Source organism: Clostridium malenominatum (assembly GCF_039521365.1).
Lineage (GTDB): Bacteria > Bacillota > Clostridia > Clostridiales > Clostridiaceae > Clostridium_AW > Clostridium_AW malenominatum.
On sequence record NZ_BAAACF010000001.1, the window covers coordinates 2,091,190 to 2,109,926 of the forward strand.

At 32.0% G+C, this 18,737-nt stretch carries 13 protein-coding genes and 1 riboswitch; of the genes, 5 read left to right on the forward strand and 8 right to left on the reverse strand.

The annotated features are described in order from the left end of the window. Window positions 1-150: 150 nt before the first annotated feature. The 3 genes from ABDZ69_RS10550 to ABDZ69_RS10560 all read right to left on the reverse strand — a co-directional run bounded on the left by ABDZ69_RS10550 (window position 151) and on the right by ABDZ69_RS10560 (window position 3,636). A complete protein-coding gene (locus tag ABDZ69_RS10550) occupies window positions 151-1,554 on the reverse strand; it encodes an alanine/glycine:cation symporter family protein (protein ID WP_343769406.1) in 1,404 nt (467 codons plus the stop codon). A 98-nt stretch (window positions 1,555-1,652) separates the two neighbouring features. Next, window positions 1,653-1,746: riboswitch (glycine riboswitch) on the reverse strand. A 144-nt stretch (window positions 1,747-1,890) separates the two neighbouring features. Continuing rightward, window positions 1,891-2,433, reverse strand: a complete 543-nt coding sequence (locus ABDZ69_RS10555; RefSeq protein WP_343769407.1) for an ECF transporter S component — start codon at window positions 2,431-2,433, stop codon at window positions 1,891-1,893. A gap of 399 nt (window positions 2,434-2,832) precedes the next feature. Further along, window positions 2,833-3,636 (reverse strand): CPBP family intramembrane glutamic endopeptidase, encoded by an 804-nt coding sequence (locus tag ABDZ69_RS10560; protein WP_343769409.1) that lies wholly within the window; start codon window positions 3,634-3,636, stop codon window positions 2,833-2,835. A gap of 359 nt (window positions 3,637-3,995) precedes the next feature. On the opposite strand from ABDZ69_RS10560, the gene ABDZ69_RS10565 reads away from it, so the two are divergent. Further along, a complete protein-coding gene (locus tag ABDZ69_RS10565; protein WP_343769411.1) occupies window positions 3,996-5,033 on the forward strand; it encodes a M42 family metallopeptidase in 1,038 nt (345 codons plus the stop codon). 178 nt (window positions 5,034-5,211) lie between these two features. Here the strand turns inward: ABDZ69_RS10565 and ABDZ69_RS10570 are convergent, their stop codons facing one another. The 4 genes from ABDZ69_RS10570 to ABDZ69_RS10585 all read right to left on the reverse strand — a co-directional run bounded on the left by ABDZ69_RS10570 (window position 5,212) and on the right by ABDZ69_RS10585 (window position 12,634). Next, window positions 5,212-6,219, reverse strand: coding sequence for a zinc dependent phospholipase C family protein (locus tag ABDZ69_RS10570; protein ID WP_343769412.1), 1,008 nt, complete (start codon window positions 6,217-6,219; stop codon window positions 5,212-5,214). A gap of 110 nt (window positions 6,220-6,329) precedes the next feature. Further along, window positions 6,330-9,860, reverse strand: coding sequence for an AAA family ATPase (locus tag ABDZ69_RS10575; protein WP_343769414.1), 3,531 nt, complete (start codon window positions 9,858-9,860; stop codon window positions 6,330-6,332). Continuing rightward, entirely contained in the window at window positions 9,857-11,068 is a 1,212-nt protein-coding gene (locus tag ABDZ69_RS10580; protein ID WP_343769416.1) for an exonuclease SbcCD subunit D, read from the reverse strand. The genes ABDZ69_RS10575 and ABDZ69_RS10580 overlap by 4 nt, the downstream gene beginning before the upstream one ends. A 105-nt stretch (window positions 11,069-11,173) precedes the next feature. Then, complete coding sequence (locus tag ABDZ69_RS10585; protein WP_343769417.1) at window positions 11,174-12,634, reverse strand: carbon starvation CstA family protein; 1,461 nt, start codon at window positions 12,632-12,634, stop codon at window positions 11,174-11,176. 210 nt (window positions 12,635-12,844) lie between these two features. On the opposite strand from ABDZ69_RS10585, the gene ABDZ69_RS10590 reads away from it, so the two are divergent. Together ABDZ69_RS10590 and ABDZ69_RS10595 are read left to right on the forward strand one after the other, a co-directional pair. Next, on the forward strand, window positions 12,845-14,470 hold the full coding sequence (locus ABDZ69_RS10590) for a LytS/YhcK type 5TM receptor domain-containing protein (protein ID WP_343769418.1): 1,626 nt from the start codon (window positions 12,845-12,847) through the stop codon (window positions 14,468-14,470). Then, window positions 14,467-15,198: a LytR/AlgR family response regulator transcription factor gene (locus ABDZ69_RS10595; protein ID WP_343769420.1), complete on the forward strand. Its 732-nt coding sequence runs from the start codon at window positions 14,467-14,469 to the stop codon at window positions 15,196-15,198. The genes ABDZ69_RS10590 and ABDZ69_RS10595 overlap by 4 nt, the downstream gene beginning before the upstream one ends. A gap of 132 nt (window positions 15,199-15,330) precedes the next feature. Here the strand turns inward: ABDZ69_RS10595 and lgt are convergent, their stop codons facing one another. After that, window positions 15,331-16,092 (reverse strand): prolipoprotein diacylglyceryl transferase, encoded by a 762-nt coding sequence (gene lgt, locus ABDZ69_RS10600; protein ID WP_343769422.1) that lies wholly within the window; start codon window positions 16,090-16,092, stop codon window positions 15,331-15,333. Window positions 16,093-16,336: 244 nt separating this feature from the next. On the opposite strand from lgt, the gene ABDZ69_RS10605 reads away from it, so the two are divergent. Next, window positions 16,337-16,819, forward strand: coding sequence for an NADH-quinone oxidoreductase subunit NuoE family protein (locus tag ABDZ69_RS10605; RefSeq protein WP_343769423.1), 483 nt, complete (start codon window positions 16,337-16,339; stop codon window positions 16,817-16,819). 13 nt (window positions 16,820-16,832) lie between these two features. Then, window positions 16,833-18,731, forward strand: a complete 1,899-nt coding sequence (nuoF, locus tag ABDZ69_RS10610; protein ID WP_343769424.1) for an NADH-quinone oxidoreductase subunit NuoF — start codon at window positions 16,833-16,835, stop codon at window positions 18,729-18,731. Window positions 18,732-18,737: the final 6 nt, after the last annotated feature.

Genomic DNA, 18,737 nt, shown 5'->3' on the forward strand with positions numbered 1-18,737 from the left:
TATTGTAGAGGTAAATCTAATGTCATTGTTCGTGTTTTGAGAATTGTTCAACAATTTATATCTAGTTTGTCAGATAACGAAAATCCCTTTAGAATTTCTTTTTTTAAAATTCCAAAGGGATTTTTTCCTTAACAAAACACTCTTAAATTATTAGCAGCTTTTTCTTAATTCCACATGGTTTTCATTTATTTCTTCAATCTCTTTTGCTCTATCAAAATATTTTTTTGTTTCTGATATTACTACACCACTTAGTCCTACCAATGCAATAAGGTTTGGTATTGCCATAAGACCATTAACTATATCTGCTATTATCCAAATTAAATCTAATTTTAAAATAGATAATCCACCTATTCCTACTATTAATATAAATATATATCTATAGGGTTTTACACCTTTTATTCCGAAAAGATACTCTGCACATCTTTCACCATAATAGTTCCATCCAAGTATAGTGGTAAAAGCAAAGAACATTAATCCTACTGTTATTATAAACTTTCCTACATATGGTATTCTAATTCCATTTATAAAAGCGAAGTTTGTCATTGCAGCTCCTGATAATTCAGATTTCCATGCCCCAGTTAAAACTAAAGTTAGTCCTGTCATAGTACATATAACTATTGTGTCTATAAAGGTTCCAGTCATTGATATAAGTCCTTGTCTTACACAGGATTTAGTTTTCGCTGCCGCTGCTGCTATTGGCGCACTTCCAAGGCCTGATTCATTTGAAAATACTCCTCTTGCTATACCATTTTGTATTGCTCCCTTAACTGTTGCCCCTAAAAATCCACCAATAGCTGCTGTTGGGTTAAATGCACTTGTAAAAACTAGTTTTATGGCTTCAGGAACTAATTTAATGTTTAATCCTATTATAGTTAAGGATGCTAGTAGATATAAGATAGCCATAAAAGGAACTACTTTTTCAGAAACCTTTGCTATATTATTAATTCCTCCTAGAGTAACCATGGTAACTAATAGAGTAATTATTATACCTGTTACTATTACAGGAACATTATAGGAATCCTTTAAAGAGTCTGATATAGCATTAATTTGCGCAAAAGTTCCTATACCAAAGAAAGCTACTCCTATCCCAAATATAGCAAACATTTTAGCCATAAGCTTACTGCCTAGGCCTCTCTCAATATAATACATAGGCCCACCAGACATTTGTCCATTTCCATCAGTTACCCTATATTTTACTGCAAGTAAGCTCTCTGCATATTTTGTTGCCATTCCAAAAAAAGCTGCTACCCACATCCAAAATATAGCTCCTGGTCCACCAGCTTTTACAGCAGTAGCAACCCCTACTATATTTCCAGTACCGATAGTTGCAGCAAGGGCTGTACACAATGCTTGAAAGCTTGTAACATCTCCTTCACCAGTGCTATCTTCATCTTCTTTTGCAAACATATACTTGAATGCTAAGGGAAGTTTTGTAATTTGAATACATCCTAGACGTAAAGTGAGATATGCACCAGTACCTACTAATAAAATTAGAAGTGGCGCACCCCAAACGATTGAATTGATTTTGCTCGCGATTTGAATTAAATTTTCCATTTTCTTTCCTCCTATTAATTTAATTTTGGACATAGGAAGAACAGAAGCATCTCAAAAAAAGAGAGATCTATTCAAAAAATGAATGATCTCTGGATTACTTCACATTCTCTGTCCTTTTACCTGAGAGTTTCGCTGGATTTCTCCAACTTGCTCCTTCGGTGCTCTAAAAAGAGTCTCTCCAGAGTTTCGTCCGATAACAGTCCTCACCACTAATGGCACCTGAAAGATTTACATCTTCGGCGGGCATAAGCCACTCTCCTGCTACCTTCATCCGAACCACTTTATTCAATTAATTTTTTATAATTATACCACCATATTAAATACTACGCAATATGATTATACTATTTTTTTCAACTTTTTAATTAAAGGCATAGCTATTAATATTCCCGCTACAACTTGTACTATATAGCCTGGTACTTCTTTTAATCCAATGATAAAAGCTTCAGTAATATTTACATCAGGAGTAAATACATATTTACTTAACACAACACTAGCTAAGTAATATCCTATTATCATCCAAAGTCCTGCTGATATAAATGCTATAAGGTTGTTTTTGAAATTTTCTCCATTGTATTCCTCTCTATAGGCTATAGTTCCTGCAATGTATGCCATTACTGCTTTTATTATCAATGTTGGCGCTGCCCAAACGGCATATCCTGATAATATATCTGCTAGAACCATACCTGTCGCTCCAATAAAGGCTCCTTTTTTACTTCCAAATAATGCTGCTGCTAAAAATACCATACTATCGCCTGCATGGGTATAACCTAGTGGGCTCGGTATTTTTACGAACATGGTCAATACACAAGTTAATGCTATCATTAGCCCCATTTGCACCATTTCATAAGTTTTAGATTTTAATCCTAATCCCTTTTCCATATAAATCCCCTCCGTTATGTATCTTTACTTACTATTATATGGTTATGCGTCATTAAATCAAATGTATGGGTACAATTTATAAGTAATAATTTTATAATTATAAATTAACAATGAAGGAGGAAATTCCTAAGTGAATTTCTTTGATTATATTAATCTAAGGAACACCAGTTTAGAAAGTCTTCACAACTTCTTAGGGCAGGATTTTATCCTGTTCCCTGTTGTCGGCAGTGCAATGGCACGGCAAAAATCCAGCCAATCAAAGGGTTTAAGAGTAGAGATTTTGCAGCTGCAAAATACTACTCGGCCATTGACTTGCTGGATAGCCGCAGCGGTCTGATGTACAGGCAATTCTGTACTTGCTCATCCACCTTATTAGTATAAGGTGATTGAAGATAATGCTTATACTATTCGCCTGTTCTTTTTGTCGTATATCACAACGGTTACAATTGAAACAAGAACAATCAAAGCATTTGCGGCAATGGTTCCCGCCCAAGTCGTAGGCGGTATGCCAAATGCGTAGCTTGCCGCATTGAACATGGTGTGGCATAATACGCACATAAACACACGGCCTTTGCCTGATATTTTGTAGATTGCCCCGTATAAAAACCGAAACGCAATGATTTGAACTGCAAACATCCCAAAGTCAATGTGGCCCTCATAGTGACCCGTCCCCGGAATAAAGAAGAGAGGGATATGCCACAAAAGCCAAATGATTCCAACATAAACGGAAGATAAAACAAAACCATATTTTTTATCAAGCCCAGGCTGAAATATGTACATCCAGCCAGCTTCCTCCAAGCCACCGATAATAAGATTGCCAGGTAGGGCAAGGAAGAACATATAAAATGGAAGTACCATTTCGATGCGGTCTGAAACTGCAAGATGTATCAAAAAATACAGCGCAAGCCCTGCAACAACGAACAAATAAAGAGCTATGTTATTTTTGGCATAAAAAACAGTTTTCAACCATTCCTTAAAATCTGCTATTTTGTTATTTTTCTTCAAAACGATATATGAAGCAATAGCAGGCGACAAAATATAGATTGCAAAAGGAATATTCATCCCTAAGTGCTGTAACGATTCTTGAATCGAAGAGTGAACCGAAAATCCGAATTGCCCAAGAGCAATCAAAGCACCTGAAACAAGATAGGCTATGCAAAATGTCAGCATCGTAAATTGTACTATGATTTTTTTGTCTGTCACGATTTCTTCACCTCACGTTTTGAAGTATACATTAAATTTTCTACCTTCGCCATATACTACAATTGTTATTTAATTCACATGAAAATTATACCATAATATCTATATATCTTCATTACTTCGCAGAAAATATAGGTATTTTCAACAGTTGCGTCGCATAATTTTCGTAAGGCAACATAGGTGTTATTGAACAATATCCTTTAACATAGCCTAATTCAAAAATTCAGCATGAATTTTATCCTAAATTATTAATTGTTCATTGTTAATTTTTAATTATAACTATTAATTGTCCTCTTCTGTTCTTTGTTCTTTAAATTAGTGATAAAATAATAAATATGACTTTACATAGAGGAGTGGTTATTTTGAATTACAATATTGATGAAATAAAAAATTATCTTAACAGCATTTTAAACATACCAAGCCCTAGTGGCTGTACTGAAAAAGTAATGAATTACATAAAAGGAGAATTAGATCTTTTAAAAGTTCCATATTCAGTAACAAATAAAGGTTGTGTTATAGTTACACTTGAAGGAAAAAACAAAAATTATGGTAGAGTATTCTCAGCTCATATTGATACACTAGGTGCAATGGTAAAGGGAGTTAAATCCAGTGGTGCTCTTTCCTTTTCTACCATTGGTGGGTATATGATGAATTCTATTGAAGGTGAAAATTGTATAGTAGAAACCTTAGAAGGTCATCAATATACTGGAACAATTCAAAGCATTAAGCCTTCTGTGCATATAAGTGGAGATGAAGCCCGTGAATTGAAAAGAATTCCTGACAATATGGAAATAATGCTTGATGAAAAGGTCTTTTCAAAGGAAGATAGTAAAAAACTTGGCATCGATGTAGGGGATTTTGTATTTTTTAATACAAGAACTATTTTTACACCTAGTGGCTTTGTAAAAAGCAGACACTTAGATGATAAAGCAAGTGCCGCCATACTTTTATATACAATAAAATATTTAAAAGAAAATTCTATAGAACTTCCATATAACACTTACTTTTTTATAAGCAATTATGAAGAAGTTGGTCATGGTGCTTCCTCTGCCCTTCCAGAAAACACAAAGGAATTTATAGCTGTAGATATGGGAGCTCCTGGACTGGAACAAAATTCATCGGAATATGAAGTTTGTATTTGTGCAAAAGATTCCTCTGGTCCCTATGATTTAGAAACGCGCAAAAAGCTTATAGATATTTGCAAAGAATATAATATACCTTACAAGGTAGACATATACCCTTATTATGGTTCCGATGCTTCTGCCGCTTTACGTGCTGGTTGGGATATTAAAACCGGACTTATTGGTACTGGCGTGTTTGCCTCCCACGGATATGAGAGAACCCATATGGATGGAATACTCGCAACATTGGATTTAATAGTGAAATATTGTAGCAAGTAGGTATAATGATATGTAATGTGCCGTATGCATTTGAGCAAAATTTAGAAGTTCTTAATTTATTTTAGAAAAAATCCGTTAAAATGCTGTACATGTTTGACCGAAGGGAGTTTGTCAGCATTAGGAGATTTTATAAAATAAATTTTAGAACTTCTTATTGTAGCGAAATGGCTCACAAATATTACATATCATTTTTATTCTCAAAGATACAATCAAAATATATCATTTTTTTGTATTCTTCTAAAGGTTTTCCTGATTCATAGGATAAATTCGGAATTGATTCTTTCAATTCTTCCTCACTTGTTTCATTTTCTAAATATTTTATAACAGAGTCAATTAAAACCAAGGCTCTTTCTATTCCTTTATAATAAAGTTCTTCTGCATCTGCATTGATTATTTCATCTAATGATGAGGGGTGGTTCCACTGTTTATGCTCTTTATTTAAATAATCCTTGTCATCTTTAATTTTCCTTGGATTTAGTAGTACTTTAGCACCACTTGTTTTCTCAATAAATTTTTCCATAATCCAAAATAAATTTTCCTTTTTTCCATTAGGATCTGTCAAAAACTTCATTCCCATTTTCATGTCTTTATAACAATAGTCTACTAAATAATTCTTTATTTCTAAGCTATACACACTCTTTATAGCATTTTTCAAAGTGTCTTTTACTATAATAGGAACATTTTTACCTATGTCTATCTCTTCATGTAAATGCACCTTATATGGATTTTCTTTTCTTTTTTTCTCAAGTTGAATTAATCCAATGATAGTCTCCAGCTCCCTATGATAATGATCATATTTTTTACTTTCAGGAAGCTCAGCATGATAAATTCCACCAAAATAATATATGTAAGGATGCATACAGGTATCCAATGCATAGTGGGTTATATATCCTATTACGTAAGAAAATAGTGTATTAAATTCTTTATAATCCTTAATTTCTTTCAGTTTGTATATAAAGTATAATATAAAATCTCTAGTTTTATCAGTATGAAGCCTTTGACCTAGCTTTTCTACCCTTTTATGTTTACTAGGAATAAGATAACAATAATAGAGAAATATATCTGGCCCTTGCGCTCCAAGCTGATATAGTTTCAAGTTTTCCCTCAATACTTTTTTATATTTATCCTCATTTAATTTATTCATTATTTCACTTGATGATAGTATATGGGTCCAAGCACCTGGCATGTTATCCCCTTCTTTTCTAAAGTTTTAACCTTAGCTTTCCCTTACCACAAAGTTAATATGAGGAGTTTTTTAATTTTTCCCCTTAACTAAAACACTAAAAATCTAAAAAACTAATAATCTATCTTAACCTTAGTTCCGCCTTCTCCTGGTTTAGATGGAGTTACTATTAATTTCACTGGGATTCTTTGCTTTAATTCTTCTACGTGACTTATGATTCCTACAGATAATTTATCGTTATGAAGTCTTTCCAGTGAGGACATAACAATGTCAAGTAACTCTGAATCCAATGTACCGAAACCTTCATCTAGAAAGAAAAACTCTAAAGGCGCATTCCCTTTTAGTTGAATTTGAGATGAAAGTGCTAAGGCTAGCGCTAAAGAGGCTAGAAAAGTTTCCCCTCCAGACAAAGTTGTTGTATTTCTCCTTTCTCCCCCATTATAATCATCAACAATTATAAAGTTGCTTTCCTCATCAATTTCTAAACTATATCTATCTCTACTTATACTCTTTAGTCTTTTTGAGGCTTCTTTCGCTATATATTTTAATTGATGCTTTGCTACGTATTCCACAAATCTATTACCTTGAATTAATTTATCTATTTGATTTATAGTATCTAATCTTTCTCGTATCCTTCCCCTTAGCTCTAATAAATCTTTGCACTTTTCTAGTTTTTCTTTCATTTCTCTATAGTTTTCACTTTTCTTTACAAATGCATCATGCTTTTCTTCTAATTCTCTAGTTATTTTTATAAGATGAATTTCTAGTTCTTTATACTCTTCTTCTGCTATACTCTCACCCTTTAACTTTAATCTTAAAGCTTCAACATTGCTTCTTGCAATGGCATACTTTTCTTCAAAGTCTTTAATATCCTTCTTGAGATTTTCTACAAGATTTTCTTCTAAAGAATACTCCATTACTTCCTCAATAGATAGAAAATTATTTTCCTCTAATAAAACATTAATTCTCATAAGTTGATCTTTTTGCAGGCTTTCAAGAGTAAACTTTTCACTAATAAAAGATTCTTTTTTCTTAGAAATTTCTATTAACTTAGAGTTAGTTTCTTCATATTTTTCTTTTAAGTCCTCATAATTTTTATTTATGAAAATTATAAGATTTTGAACCTGTATTAAGTCCTTTTCAGGGTGTTCTCCGGAATACTTTTCGCTACATTCTTTTATTTTTTCATCAATTTGCTCCTTTAAAGCCTTTCCTCTAGTTTCCACCTCTTGTTTTTGTAACATAAAAATATTTGTTTCATCCATAAGAAGTTTCAACTTACTTTCTTTTTCTTCCATATCTTTTTTCAACAGGTGATTTTTTTCCTCTAAAATTTGAACTTTCTTTTCTCTTTCCTGTACTTCACTCATTTTTACTAATAAGTTTTCCACCTTAAGTTCTTCTTTTGACTTTAAATATTCCTTCTCCTTCTCTAAGAAAACTCCCCTTTTTTCTAATAGTTTTTCTTCTTTTTCAGTTTTATTTTTCTTTTCTCCTAAAACCTGCGAATAAAGAGAAGAATGATAGCTATTTATCTTTCCAAGCTTCTCAGTTATCTCAAGAATTTTACTGTTAAATCTATCCCTTTCACCCATATAGTTTTTTATACTTTCTTCAAGGTCTACAATTTCTTTTTCTCTATTTTTTAATTTTTCAATTAACCCCTCTATATTTACCTCTACATCTACATCTTTATATATATTTAACCCTTTTACCAAACTTTCTTCTTGAGCATTTGCTTTGGCAATTTCAAATTTTAAATCCCTTAATTCTTCATCTAGGGCTTTAATTTGTTCTAAAGTATATTTATATTCCTCTTCCTTAACATTTAAAAAAGAATCTTCTATTTCTAAAGCCAATGCTTCATGGTGAGTAGCTCCACACACAGGGCAAGGATCCCCTTCCTTTAAATCTTTAGCAAGTGCACTGGCTCGATTTTGTTCTAGAATTTTATCTATTTCCTTTTTTAGTGTTTCTTCATTTTCTTTAAGTTTTCCTAGAGTTTTCTCTAAATTTTCTTCTTCTTTAAATTTTATTTCTTTAAAATTTTTAACCTCTTCTAATTCCCTTAAAATCCCTTTTTTCAAAGTAATTTTTTCTTTCAAATTCCATAAGTTATTTTTATCTTCTATCAATGACTTTTGTTTTTCATTAACTAAGCTATTATCTCCAGGTGACTTTAAGTCCTCAAGGTTCTGTCTAAAACTACTAAGTTTTTCTTCATTTTCTTTTATAAGCTCTTCACTTTTTAATAATTCCTCTTCGTTTTTAATTATAATTTTGCTACCTTTTTCTATTTGAAGTTCTAATTCCTCTATATCTCTACACAATATTTTGTATTCTTTTTCTACATCAATAGCTAACTGAAGCTTATTCCTAAAGTTAGGTTCCACTTTATTTTTGCTTATTACCTCTTCATTGCTTGTTAACTCTTTTTTTATATTTTCTATAAAGTCATTAATATTTTTTTGCTCTTTTTCCTTTATTTCAATATTCCTTTTAAAGCTATTCCACTTTTCCGCATAACCTTTTCTTTCCTCTTTAAGTTTTTCTATGTGACTTATGATTTTAATAACCTGTTCTAATTCACCTTCTTTTTTAATAAGCTCAGGAATTTTTGTATTTTTTTCTACTTCTGCTCTATTAAAATTCTCTTTATTTATTTTTAAATTACTCTCTAAATTAATAATTTCTTCTTCAACAATTATCAAATTTTCTTTGTTATCTTTTAATTTTTTTCCAGTAGCATTAAAACTTAAGATTTCCCCTTTTATATTATTTGCCCTTTGTCCTTTGTCTACCCTTACCTTGTTTTCTTCATATTCCCCTAGCTTTTCTTTCAAATGATCTAAAACTCTTTGATATGAAACTAATTCTTGTTGAAGGTTCCATACTTCCTTATATTTATTAAATTTTTCCTCACTTTTCTTTTTTTCTTCTTTAATTTCTTCTCTCTCTTTTTTTATTTCTTCTATTTCAAGAGCTAAAGCTTTATATCCTTCCTCTGTTACCCCTTCATAGGCCTTTAATTCTCCCTCTATTTTGCCTTCCTTTGAAAGGTTTTTGTTTCTTTCTAATCTCACTTTTTCTGTAAGCTCTCGGCCATACTTTTCTAAGTTAAAAATTCTCTCCAGCATATTTCTTCTTTCTGTGCCAGTTAGTTTTAAAAACTCACTAAATTTCCCTTGAGGAAGAACTACAGAACGAGTAAAATCATCTAGACTAAGCCCAATGGTGTTTTCTATATGTTTGTTAACTTCCGTTGCCTTTTCAGCTATTACCTCCCTATCTTCGCCCTTTGCTAAAAGTAATCTTACCTGCTTTGTCTTATAAGCCCCTTGTTTATCTTTAGAAATATTTCTTTCAGCAATATATGTTTTTCTATTAACTCCTTCACCAATTTCGAACTCCAAACTTACAATAGTATAATCTGTATTGGTATTTATAAATCCCTTGTCATTTTTAGAGGCTCTGCTTATTTCACCATATAAAGTAAGAGTTATAGCATCTAAAATAGTAGATTTCCCACTACCTGTAGGTCCGAAAATCCCAAAAAGTCCTTTCTCCGTAAGTTTAGAGAAATCTATTTTTTGCTCTTCTAAAAAGCTATTTAGTCCTTTAACTTTAAGTAACTTAGGCTTCATAACTCTTCTTCCTCCCCGCCATATAATATTTCCATGAAAGTATTCATTAACTTTTCTGTAGGCTCTACACCAGTTCTATGAATGAAAAATTCTTTAAATAGGCCCTCAACGGATTCATCACCAACAGATAAGTTGTCCTCATCCTCCCTTGAATCTCCTTTTATTACAGGCTTAATTTCTAAAATATCATTTTTGTAGCTTTTCATAATTCTCATTTCTTCTTGCTCTATAATTCTATCCGTTTCAATCTCTAAATAAACCCAGGATTCTCTTCCTTCATTATCCTTACATTTTTGAATAGCTTCTTCAACATTTTTGCATTTCCATATATCAATTGGTTTATAATTTTTAAAAAGTACCTTACTTATATCAGGAGCTTTGCCAGGCTTTGCATCTATTATGTAACATCCCTTGCTTTGATTTACTTCCCTTTTGCTATATTGAAGAGGAGAGCCTGCATAATAAATATTATTACCTCCATCTATCTTTTGTGCGCCATGAAGGTGCCCTAGTGCAACGTATTGAGCATTTTCCGGAAAGCTTGAAGCTCTTACAGCTAAGCTACCTCCCAATTGAATAGCTCTTTCAGAGCCACTCTCTTCACCACCTATAACAAATAAATGAGATGCCACAATATTTACAGAATCTTCTCTAAACTTAAGCTTTCTTTCATCAAATAATTGCTTAATTCTTTCACTATACCCCTGCATTGCCTCTTCTTCTTCCATACTTATAGAAAGTACTTCATTTAATCTTTTTTCACTTGGAAAAGGTAGTGCTATTATCACCGCTTTCTCTCCACAAATATCTATTTCGAAATACCCTTCTCCACTTTCTACAACCTTATGCTTGCCACATGCTCCTGTTTCAATTGCAGTTTTTGGTTTATCTATAATTATAACTCCCTGTTCAAAGGCTAAAGGGCTTGATGCTATTAATCTGTCTGGATTATCATGATTACCTGCTATTATTAAAACTATTCTCTCACCATTTTTACAAATGTTTTTAATACCTCTATAAAATAATTTTTCCGCTGCAGCTGGAGGATTGCTGTTGTCATATATATCTCCAGTTATCATTACTAAATCAATTTCATTGTCTTCTACTATTTTTACGAAATCCTCTAAAAATCTTTCCTGTTCTTGGAGCCTAGAAGACCCCTCTAAATATTTGCCCAAATGCCAATCTCCAGTATGTAATATCTTCATAATTCTCACCTCTTTTTATTTCTTAAAGTATACCATGTTAAATAAAAAATCAATAATAAAAAAATTGCGATGCACTTTTTAGTTTTGCATCGCAATTTTTATAAATTAAACAGCTTTAGAATCGTTTATTGATTTACCTTTATTTGCATTAGATAAGAATACTCCATACACGGCTACCATTCCAATTAATCCAGCTATATTTCCTATGGAAGACGGTAGTCCAAATCCTTCTGGCGCTACTATTATATAGGCTATACTTACTGCTGTCATAAAGGCCGCTGGAACCGAAGCTAACCAATGGGATTTTTTAATGTGAGTTAAATATACTGCAGATGCCCAAAGCACAACTGTAGCCAATGCTTGGTTAGACCATCCAAAGTATCTCCAAATAATGTTAAAGTCAATCTTAGTTAAAGCAAATCCTACAACAAATAATGGTATACTTATAATTAATCTATTTTTTATTTTCTCTTGTTTATAATTTATTGCGTCAGCTATAGTAAGTCTTGCACTTCTAAAGGCTGTATCTCCAGAGGTTATAGGACATGCAACAACTCCAAGGATAGCTAATGCTCCTCCAACTTTTCCAAGAAGTGAGTTACATATAACATTAACTGCCCAAGCTGCATTATTTCCATTAGCTGCCATAGCCTCATTTAACTTCGCTACTCCATCATTTGCTCCTGTTCCAAAGAAACTCATTGCAGCTGCTGCCCATATTAAAGCTACAATACCTTCTGCAATCATGGATCCGTAGAATATCCCTCTTCCTTGCTTTTCATTGGTAATACATCTTGCCATTAATGGTGACTGAGTTGCGTGGAACCCTGAAATTGCACCGCAGGCAATGGTAACAAATAATACTGGAAATAATGGCGTAGTTGCTGCCTTTCCATGCATATTAATTAAGTTTGATGGAACTATTTCAGGTATTTGATAACCATTTATTATAAGAGCTCCTCCAACTCCCACAGCCATTATAAGCAAGCAAATTCCAAATATCGGATAAACTTTTCCTATTAATGCATCTATTGGTACTAATGTAGCTAGTATATAATATGCAAATATTACATAAAGCCAGAAGGTTTTGTCTAACTTTTCAGGTGTTAAGCCTGCTAAAAGTCCTGCAGGCCCTGTAACGAAAACAACACCAACAAGTACTAATAATATAACGGAGAATACTCTCATAAACTGTCTAACGCCATTTCCTAAGTATTTCCCTACTATTTCAGGAACACTTGCTCCATCATGTCTAATGGATAGCATTCCTGTAAAATAATCATGAACCGCTCCTGCAAATATACATCCAAACACTATCCATAAAAATGCCGCTGGTCCAAACATAGCTCCCATTATAGCTCCAAATATAGGTCCTAATCCTGCTATGTTTAAGAATTGAATTAAGAATATTTTCCACCATGGTAGTGGCACAAAATCAACACCGTCTTCTAATCTTATTGCTGGTGTAGTTATTTTCTCATCTGCTCCAAAAGCTTTTTCTACAATTTTTCCATAAATAAAATATCCCACCACTAGAGCAATTAATGAAATTATAAATGATATCATTTAACCAACCCCCTAATAATTCTTTATATTTGGAATTATACTGAAATTGAATACCTTTACATAGGTTTTCTCCTCCAGATGTTAAAAGATACGGGTGAAGTGTCAAAACATCAGGCTGAATTGTAGAAATATTAGGTCAAAGGCAGTTTATATAATAATAGTTTTATGTAATAATATGTAGTATAAATAAAACTTACGAGGTGTTCTTTAATGATATATATACAACTTCTTCAAAGTATGTCCTTAATAGCTTTATCAGCGTATATCTTTAATCAGATAGTTTTTTATAAAAAGTCATTTTCTAATAACTCCATAGGTTATAAATTAATTCTTATTATCTTTTTTACTATTGTATCTATTTTAGGAACCTATACAGGTGTGGAAATAAATCACGCCATAGCTAACACAAGACCTATAGGCGCAATAACAGCTGGATATGTTGGCGGTCCTTTTGTGGGTGTAGTTGTTGGATTAATTTCAGGATTCCAAAGACACTCTATAGGAGGCTTTACTGCTTTGGCTTGCGGAATATCAACAGTAGTTGAGGGTTTATGTGGTGGACTAGCTAAGGTTTTATCCAAAAAGAAAGAATTAGATCCTAAGTTAGGTTTTTTTACAGCTCTAATAGCGGAATTACTTCAAATGTTTATAATACTACTAATTACTAGACCTTTTGACCAAGCCTTAGAATTAGAAAAAATTATAGCTCTTCCAATGATATTGATTAATTCAATTGGCGTTGTAATTTTTATAAATATAACTAACAATGCCATAGATCAATATAATAAAATTGGAGCTCTTCAAGCTGAAAAAGCTTTATTAATAGCAGAAAAGACTCTTAATTACTTAAAGCAAGGTTTTAATGAAGAAACTTCACAAAAAATAGCTAGGATAATTTATGAAAGTAACAACTATAAAGGAGTATTTATCGGAAACCTTGAGGGAATACTTGCTTCCTATGGTAATACACTAAGTACAGATGTACTAAAATCAGTACTACAAAGATATTATATTTCCCGGGAATATAAAGGTATATTTTTAATAGAAAATTATAAGGAAGAAATATTTTTCTGCATACCTATATACGAAACAGAAAAACTGGAAATGGTTGTAGGACTTCATATGAAAGCTGAAAAACATATGGATGAATATTTTATTCAATTTACCAAGCAATTAAGTAAATTACTCTCTACTCAATTAAGAATGTATAATTTAAACAAAGCTGTTGAGCAAGCTTACTTGGCAGAATATAAGGCCCTTAGAGCACAAATCCATCCTCATTTTTTATTTAATGCATTAAATACCATCGCTTCATTTTGTAGGACAAACCCTTTAAGGGCAAAAGAGTTAATTATAAACTTATCAAATTATTTTAGAAGAACTTTAAAAAGAGAAGAAGAATTTTTAACACTTAGAGAAGAACTTGATTTTTTAAACTCCTATTTATCCATAGAAAATGCACGCTTTGGAACTAGACTTCAGGTAAATATTAATATACCTGAAGAATTAATGGAATGTATGGTACCTGTTTTTATACTTCAACCATTAATCGAAAATTCCATAAAACATGGTATACTTCTAAGACCTTCTGGAGGTAATATTGATGTCATAGTAAAATGTGTAGAAGATAAACTCTATTTTTCTGTGGAAGATGACGGTGTTGGCATGGATGAAGATGTATTAAAAAATATATTCAATAATCCAGGAATCGGATTAAATAACGTTAATGAAAGATTAAGATTACTATATGGCAATGATAGTAAACTTAATATTGAAAGCGCACACCATATTGGTACTAAAATATGTTTTTTCATACCTAAGGAGGTAAGAATATGATGAATATAAACTGTATTATAGTGGAAGATGAACTTCCAGCTGCAGAGGAATTAAAATATACACTAAATGAATATAGTTTTATAAACGTATTAGATATGGCTCATGATGGTGAAAGTGGTCTTCATTTAATAAAATCTACTAATCCGGATGTAGTGTTCTTAGATATTAATATGCCTTTAAAAAGCGGAATGGAGTTAGCAAAAGAAATAAAAATATTTAACAAAAACATTGATATTATCTTTGTTACAGCCTATGATGAGTATGCTGTAAATGCTTTTGAAGTGGAAGCTCTAGATTATATTTTAAAACCTTTTGATGAAAAAAGAATTTTTTCTACTATTAATAGACTTTATAATAAAAAAGCAAATATCCTTTCTAATGATACTTATAAAAAAACTACTACAGTAAATAAAATACCTTGTGAAAAGCATGGAAAAATTATATTAGTTCCTATAAGTGAAATATATTATTGCTATGTGGAAAATGAAAAAGTTTATGTAAAAACCAAAAAGCAAATTTACCCTACTCCTTTTACAATGTATAAATTAGAAGATAGAACAAATCTCTTTAGATCTCATAGAAGTTATTTAGTTAACTTAGATAATATAAAAGAGCTGTATTCTTGGTTTAACGGAACATATAAACTTGTAATGAATGACGATGATAACTCTGAAATACCTATAAGTAGAAAAAATGTTAGAAATCTTAAAGATATTTTAGGAATGTAGAAAAATTGTAATGCAATTTTTCAGTGTTTTAGTTAACAGTTTTTTAGTTGGTTAGTTAACGACAAAATCCCTACGGAATTTTCATAATAAAAATTCCGTAGGGATTTCTTCCATAACTAAAACACTAAAAATCTAATCAACTTTCTTATTTTTTATGTAAATCAAAAATACTGCTCCAAGTATAATTCCACTTAAACTAACCAGTTGCGCCATTCTTATAGGCCCCAGCATTAAACTATCTGTTCTTAATCCCTCAATGAAGAATCTTCCCAAGGAGTAAAGCACAATATAGCTACATAATACAGTACCTGGTTTTTTGCTTCTTTTTAATATAAATAATAGAATTGCACATACCATTACATTCCATATGGATTCATATAGAAAAGTTGGATGATAATATACTCCATCTATAAACATTCCCTTTTGAATAAATTCAGGAAATTTACTTATAAATTCATAGGTAACTTCTCCACCATGAGCTTCTCCATTAAAAAAATTACCCCATCTTCCTATGGCCTGAGCCAATATAATACCTGGAACTGCTACATCTGCATAATCTAAAAAATTCTTACCTTTTTTTCTTAAATACAGATAAGCTGCGGTTAATCCAAAAATCAACCCTCCATGAATTGCCAATCCACCCTCTCGAATGTTAAAAATACTCCAAAGATTATCTGTATAATCTTTAAAGCTAAAAAGTACATAATAGAACCTTGCCCCTATTATGGCTATGGGAAAAGCTATAAAAAAAGTGTCAAACAAAAGATCGTAATCCACATTTTTAACTTTACTAGTATACTTAGCAATTAATAAAGCCACTAGTACTCCTAATGTAATAAAAATACCATACCATCTGATTGGTAGACCAAAAATGTTAAATGCTATAGGATTCAAACTATCCTCTCCTTTAAGTAAATATTTGCATGGTGTCCATATATAAACATTTATATCTATATATTATACCATTAAATTAAAATTTTAAAAATAATAGCTGGTTCGAATAGTATTTTTAAAAATTATTTTGATTTTTTATATAAAACATATTTATTTTAATTTATGTTACTGTTATAATAGCAATTAGCTATCTGTTATATGCGAATTAGTTATTTTTATAACAATATAAAGGAGGTCTTTTTAAGTGTGCTGCAAAAATGAAGTTTGGGAAGCGAACTTAAAGGAATTAAATGGTTTTATCGATGGTTTAAGTAATAAGGAAGGTTCTTTAATTGCTATATTGCATAGAGCTCAAAAGATATTTGGATATCTACCAAGAGAAGTTCAAGACCATATAGCTGAAACTTTACACATACCTGTTTCAAAAGTGTACGGAGTTGTTACATTTTATTCCTACTTTAATACAGAGCCAAAAGGCAAGTATGTAATAAGTGTATGTATGGGAACAGCTTGTTTTGTTAGAGGTGCTGGAGATGTATTACATGAATTTGAAAATAAACTTAAAATAAAGACTGGAGAAACTTCAGGAGATGGATTGTTTACTTTAGACGCTTTAAGATGCGTAGGTGCTTGTGGTCTTGCTCCTGTAGTTACTGTAAATGACAAAGTTTATGGTCATGTTACAAAAGATCAAGTAGCTAAACTATTAGAAAATTATAAAGAATAAGGGGGAGTAACCAGTGGTTAAAATAAAATCCTTTGATGAACTTAAATCTCTTAATAAAGAATTAAAAAAACTTGTAGTTTTAAGAGAAGTTTCCCACGAAGCGGAACTCGCTGCTGAAGGTAAAAGATGCAAACGCCAACTTTTGGTATGTGGAGGAACAGGATGTAAATCTGCTGAAAGTTATGAAATAGTAAATAAATTAAAAGCTAAAGTAGAAGAAGCTGGATTAAAAGATGAAATAGAAGTTTTAATTACAGGTTGTTTTGGTTTTTGCGAACAAGGTCCAATTGTTAATGTTTGTCCTGACAATGCATTCTACGTTAGAGTAACTCCAAATGACGTAGATGATATAGTAGACAACCATCTTTTAAAAGGAAAAATAGTTGAAAGACTTTTATATATAGAGCCTACTCTACAAATGAGAGTAAAAAGACAAGATGAAATGGGATTCTATAAAAAACAACATAGAATTGCTCTTAGAAATTGTGGTCTTATAAACCCTGAAGATATTAATGAAGCTGTAGCTGAAGATGCTTACATGGCACTTGGAAAATGCTTAACACAAATGACTCGTGATGAAGTTATTAACTTAATTTCAGAATCAGGCCTTAGAGGCAGAGGTGGCGGTGGTTTCCCTACTGGAAGAAAATGGTCCTTTGCAAAGCAATACGAAAGTGATAAAAAATATATAATTTGTAATGCTGACGAAGGTGACCCAGGTGCCTTCATGGATCGTTCCATACTAGAAGGTGACCCACATAGCGTACTAGAAGCTATGGCCATTGCTGGTTATGCCATTGGAGCTGACGAAGGAAATATATATATTAGAGCAGAATATCCTCTTGCTATAGAAAGACTTTATAAAGCTATAGAAGAAGCTCATCAATATGGATTGCTTGGAGAAAATATTTTCGGAACAGGCTTTAATTTCGATATTCATATAAAATACGGTGCTGGAGCCTTTGTGTGCGGTGAAGAAACTGCATTAATCCAATCCATTGAAGGTGAACGTGGAGAACCAACAAATAAACCACCATTCCCTGCAGAATGTGGATTATGGGATAAACCAACTTCCGTAAATAACGTTGAAACCTTGGCTATGATACCAGCTATCATAAATAAGGGCGCTAACTGGTTTAAATCCATAGGAACAGAAACTTCAAAGGGAACAAAGGTATTTGCCCTTGCTGGAAAAGTTAACAACGTTGGTCTTGTGGAAGTTCCTATGGGAACAACTTTAAGAGAAATAATTTATGACATTGGTGGCGGAATTAAAAATGGTCGTAAATTTAAAGCAGTTCAAACAGGAGGACCATCTGGTGGATGTATTCCTGCTGAATATTTAGATACAAAAATAGATTATGAATCCTTAAATAATATCGGTTCAATGATGGGTTCTGGCGGTATGATAGTAATGGACGAAGATAACTGTATGGTAGACATCGCTAAATTCTATCTTGAATTTACAGTGGATGAGTCTTGCGGAAAATGTACTCCTTGTAGAATTGGTAACAAACGTTTATTAGAAATTTTAAACAAGATTACAGAAGGAAATGGTACAGAAGAAGATTTAGTTAAACTTCAAGAATTAGGAGAAACTATAAAAGAAACTTCCCTATGCGGTCTTGGTCAAACTGCACCAAATCCAATCTTAAGTAATCTTAAGTATTTCATGGATGAATTTGTAGCTCATATTAGAGATAAGAGCTGTCCTGCTGGAGTTTGTAGTAAACTATTACGTTATGAAATCGTAGCTGACAAATGTATAGGTTGCACAAAGTGTGCTAGAGTGTGTCCTGTTACTTGTATTACCGGAAAAGTAAAAGAAGTTCATAATATAGTACAAGAAAAATGTATAAAATGTGGAAGTTGTTATACAGCTTGTCCTGTAGGTGCCATAATTAAAAAATAATATTTT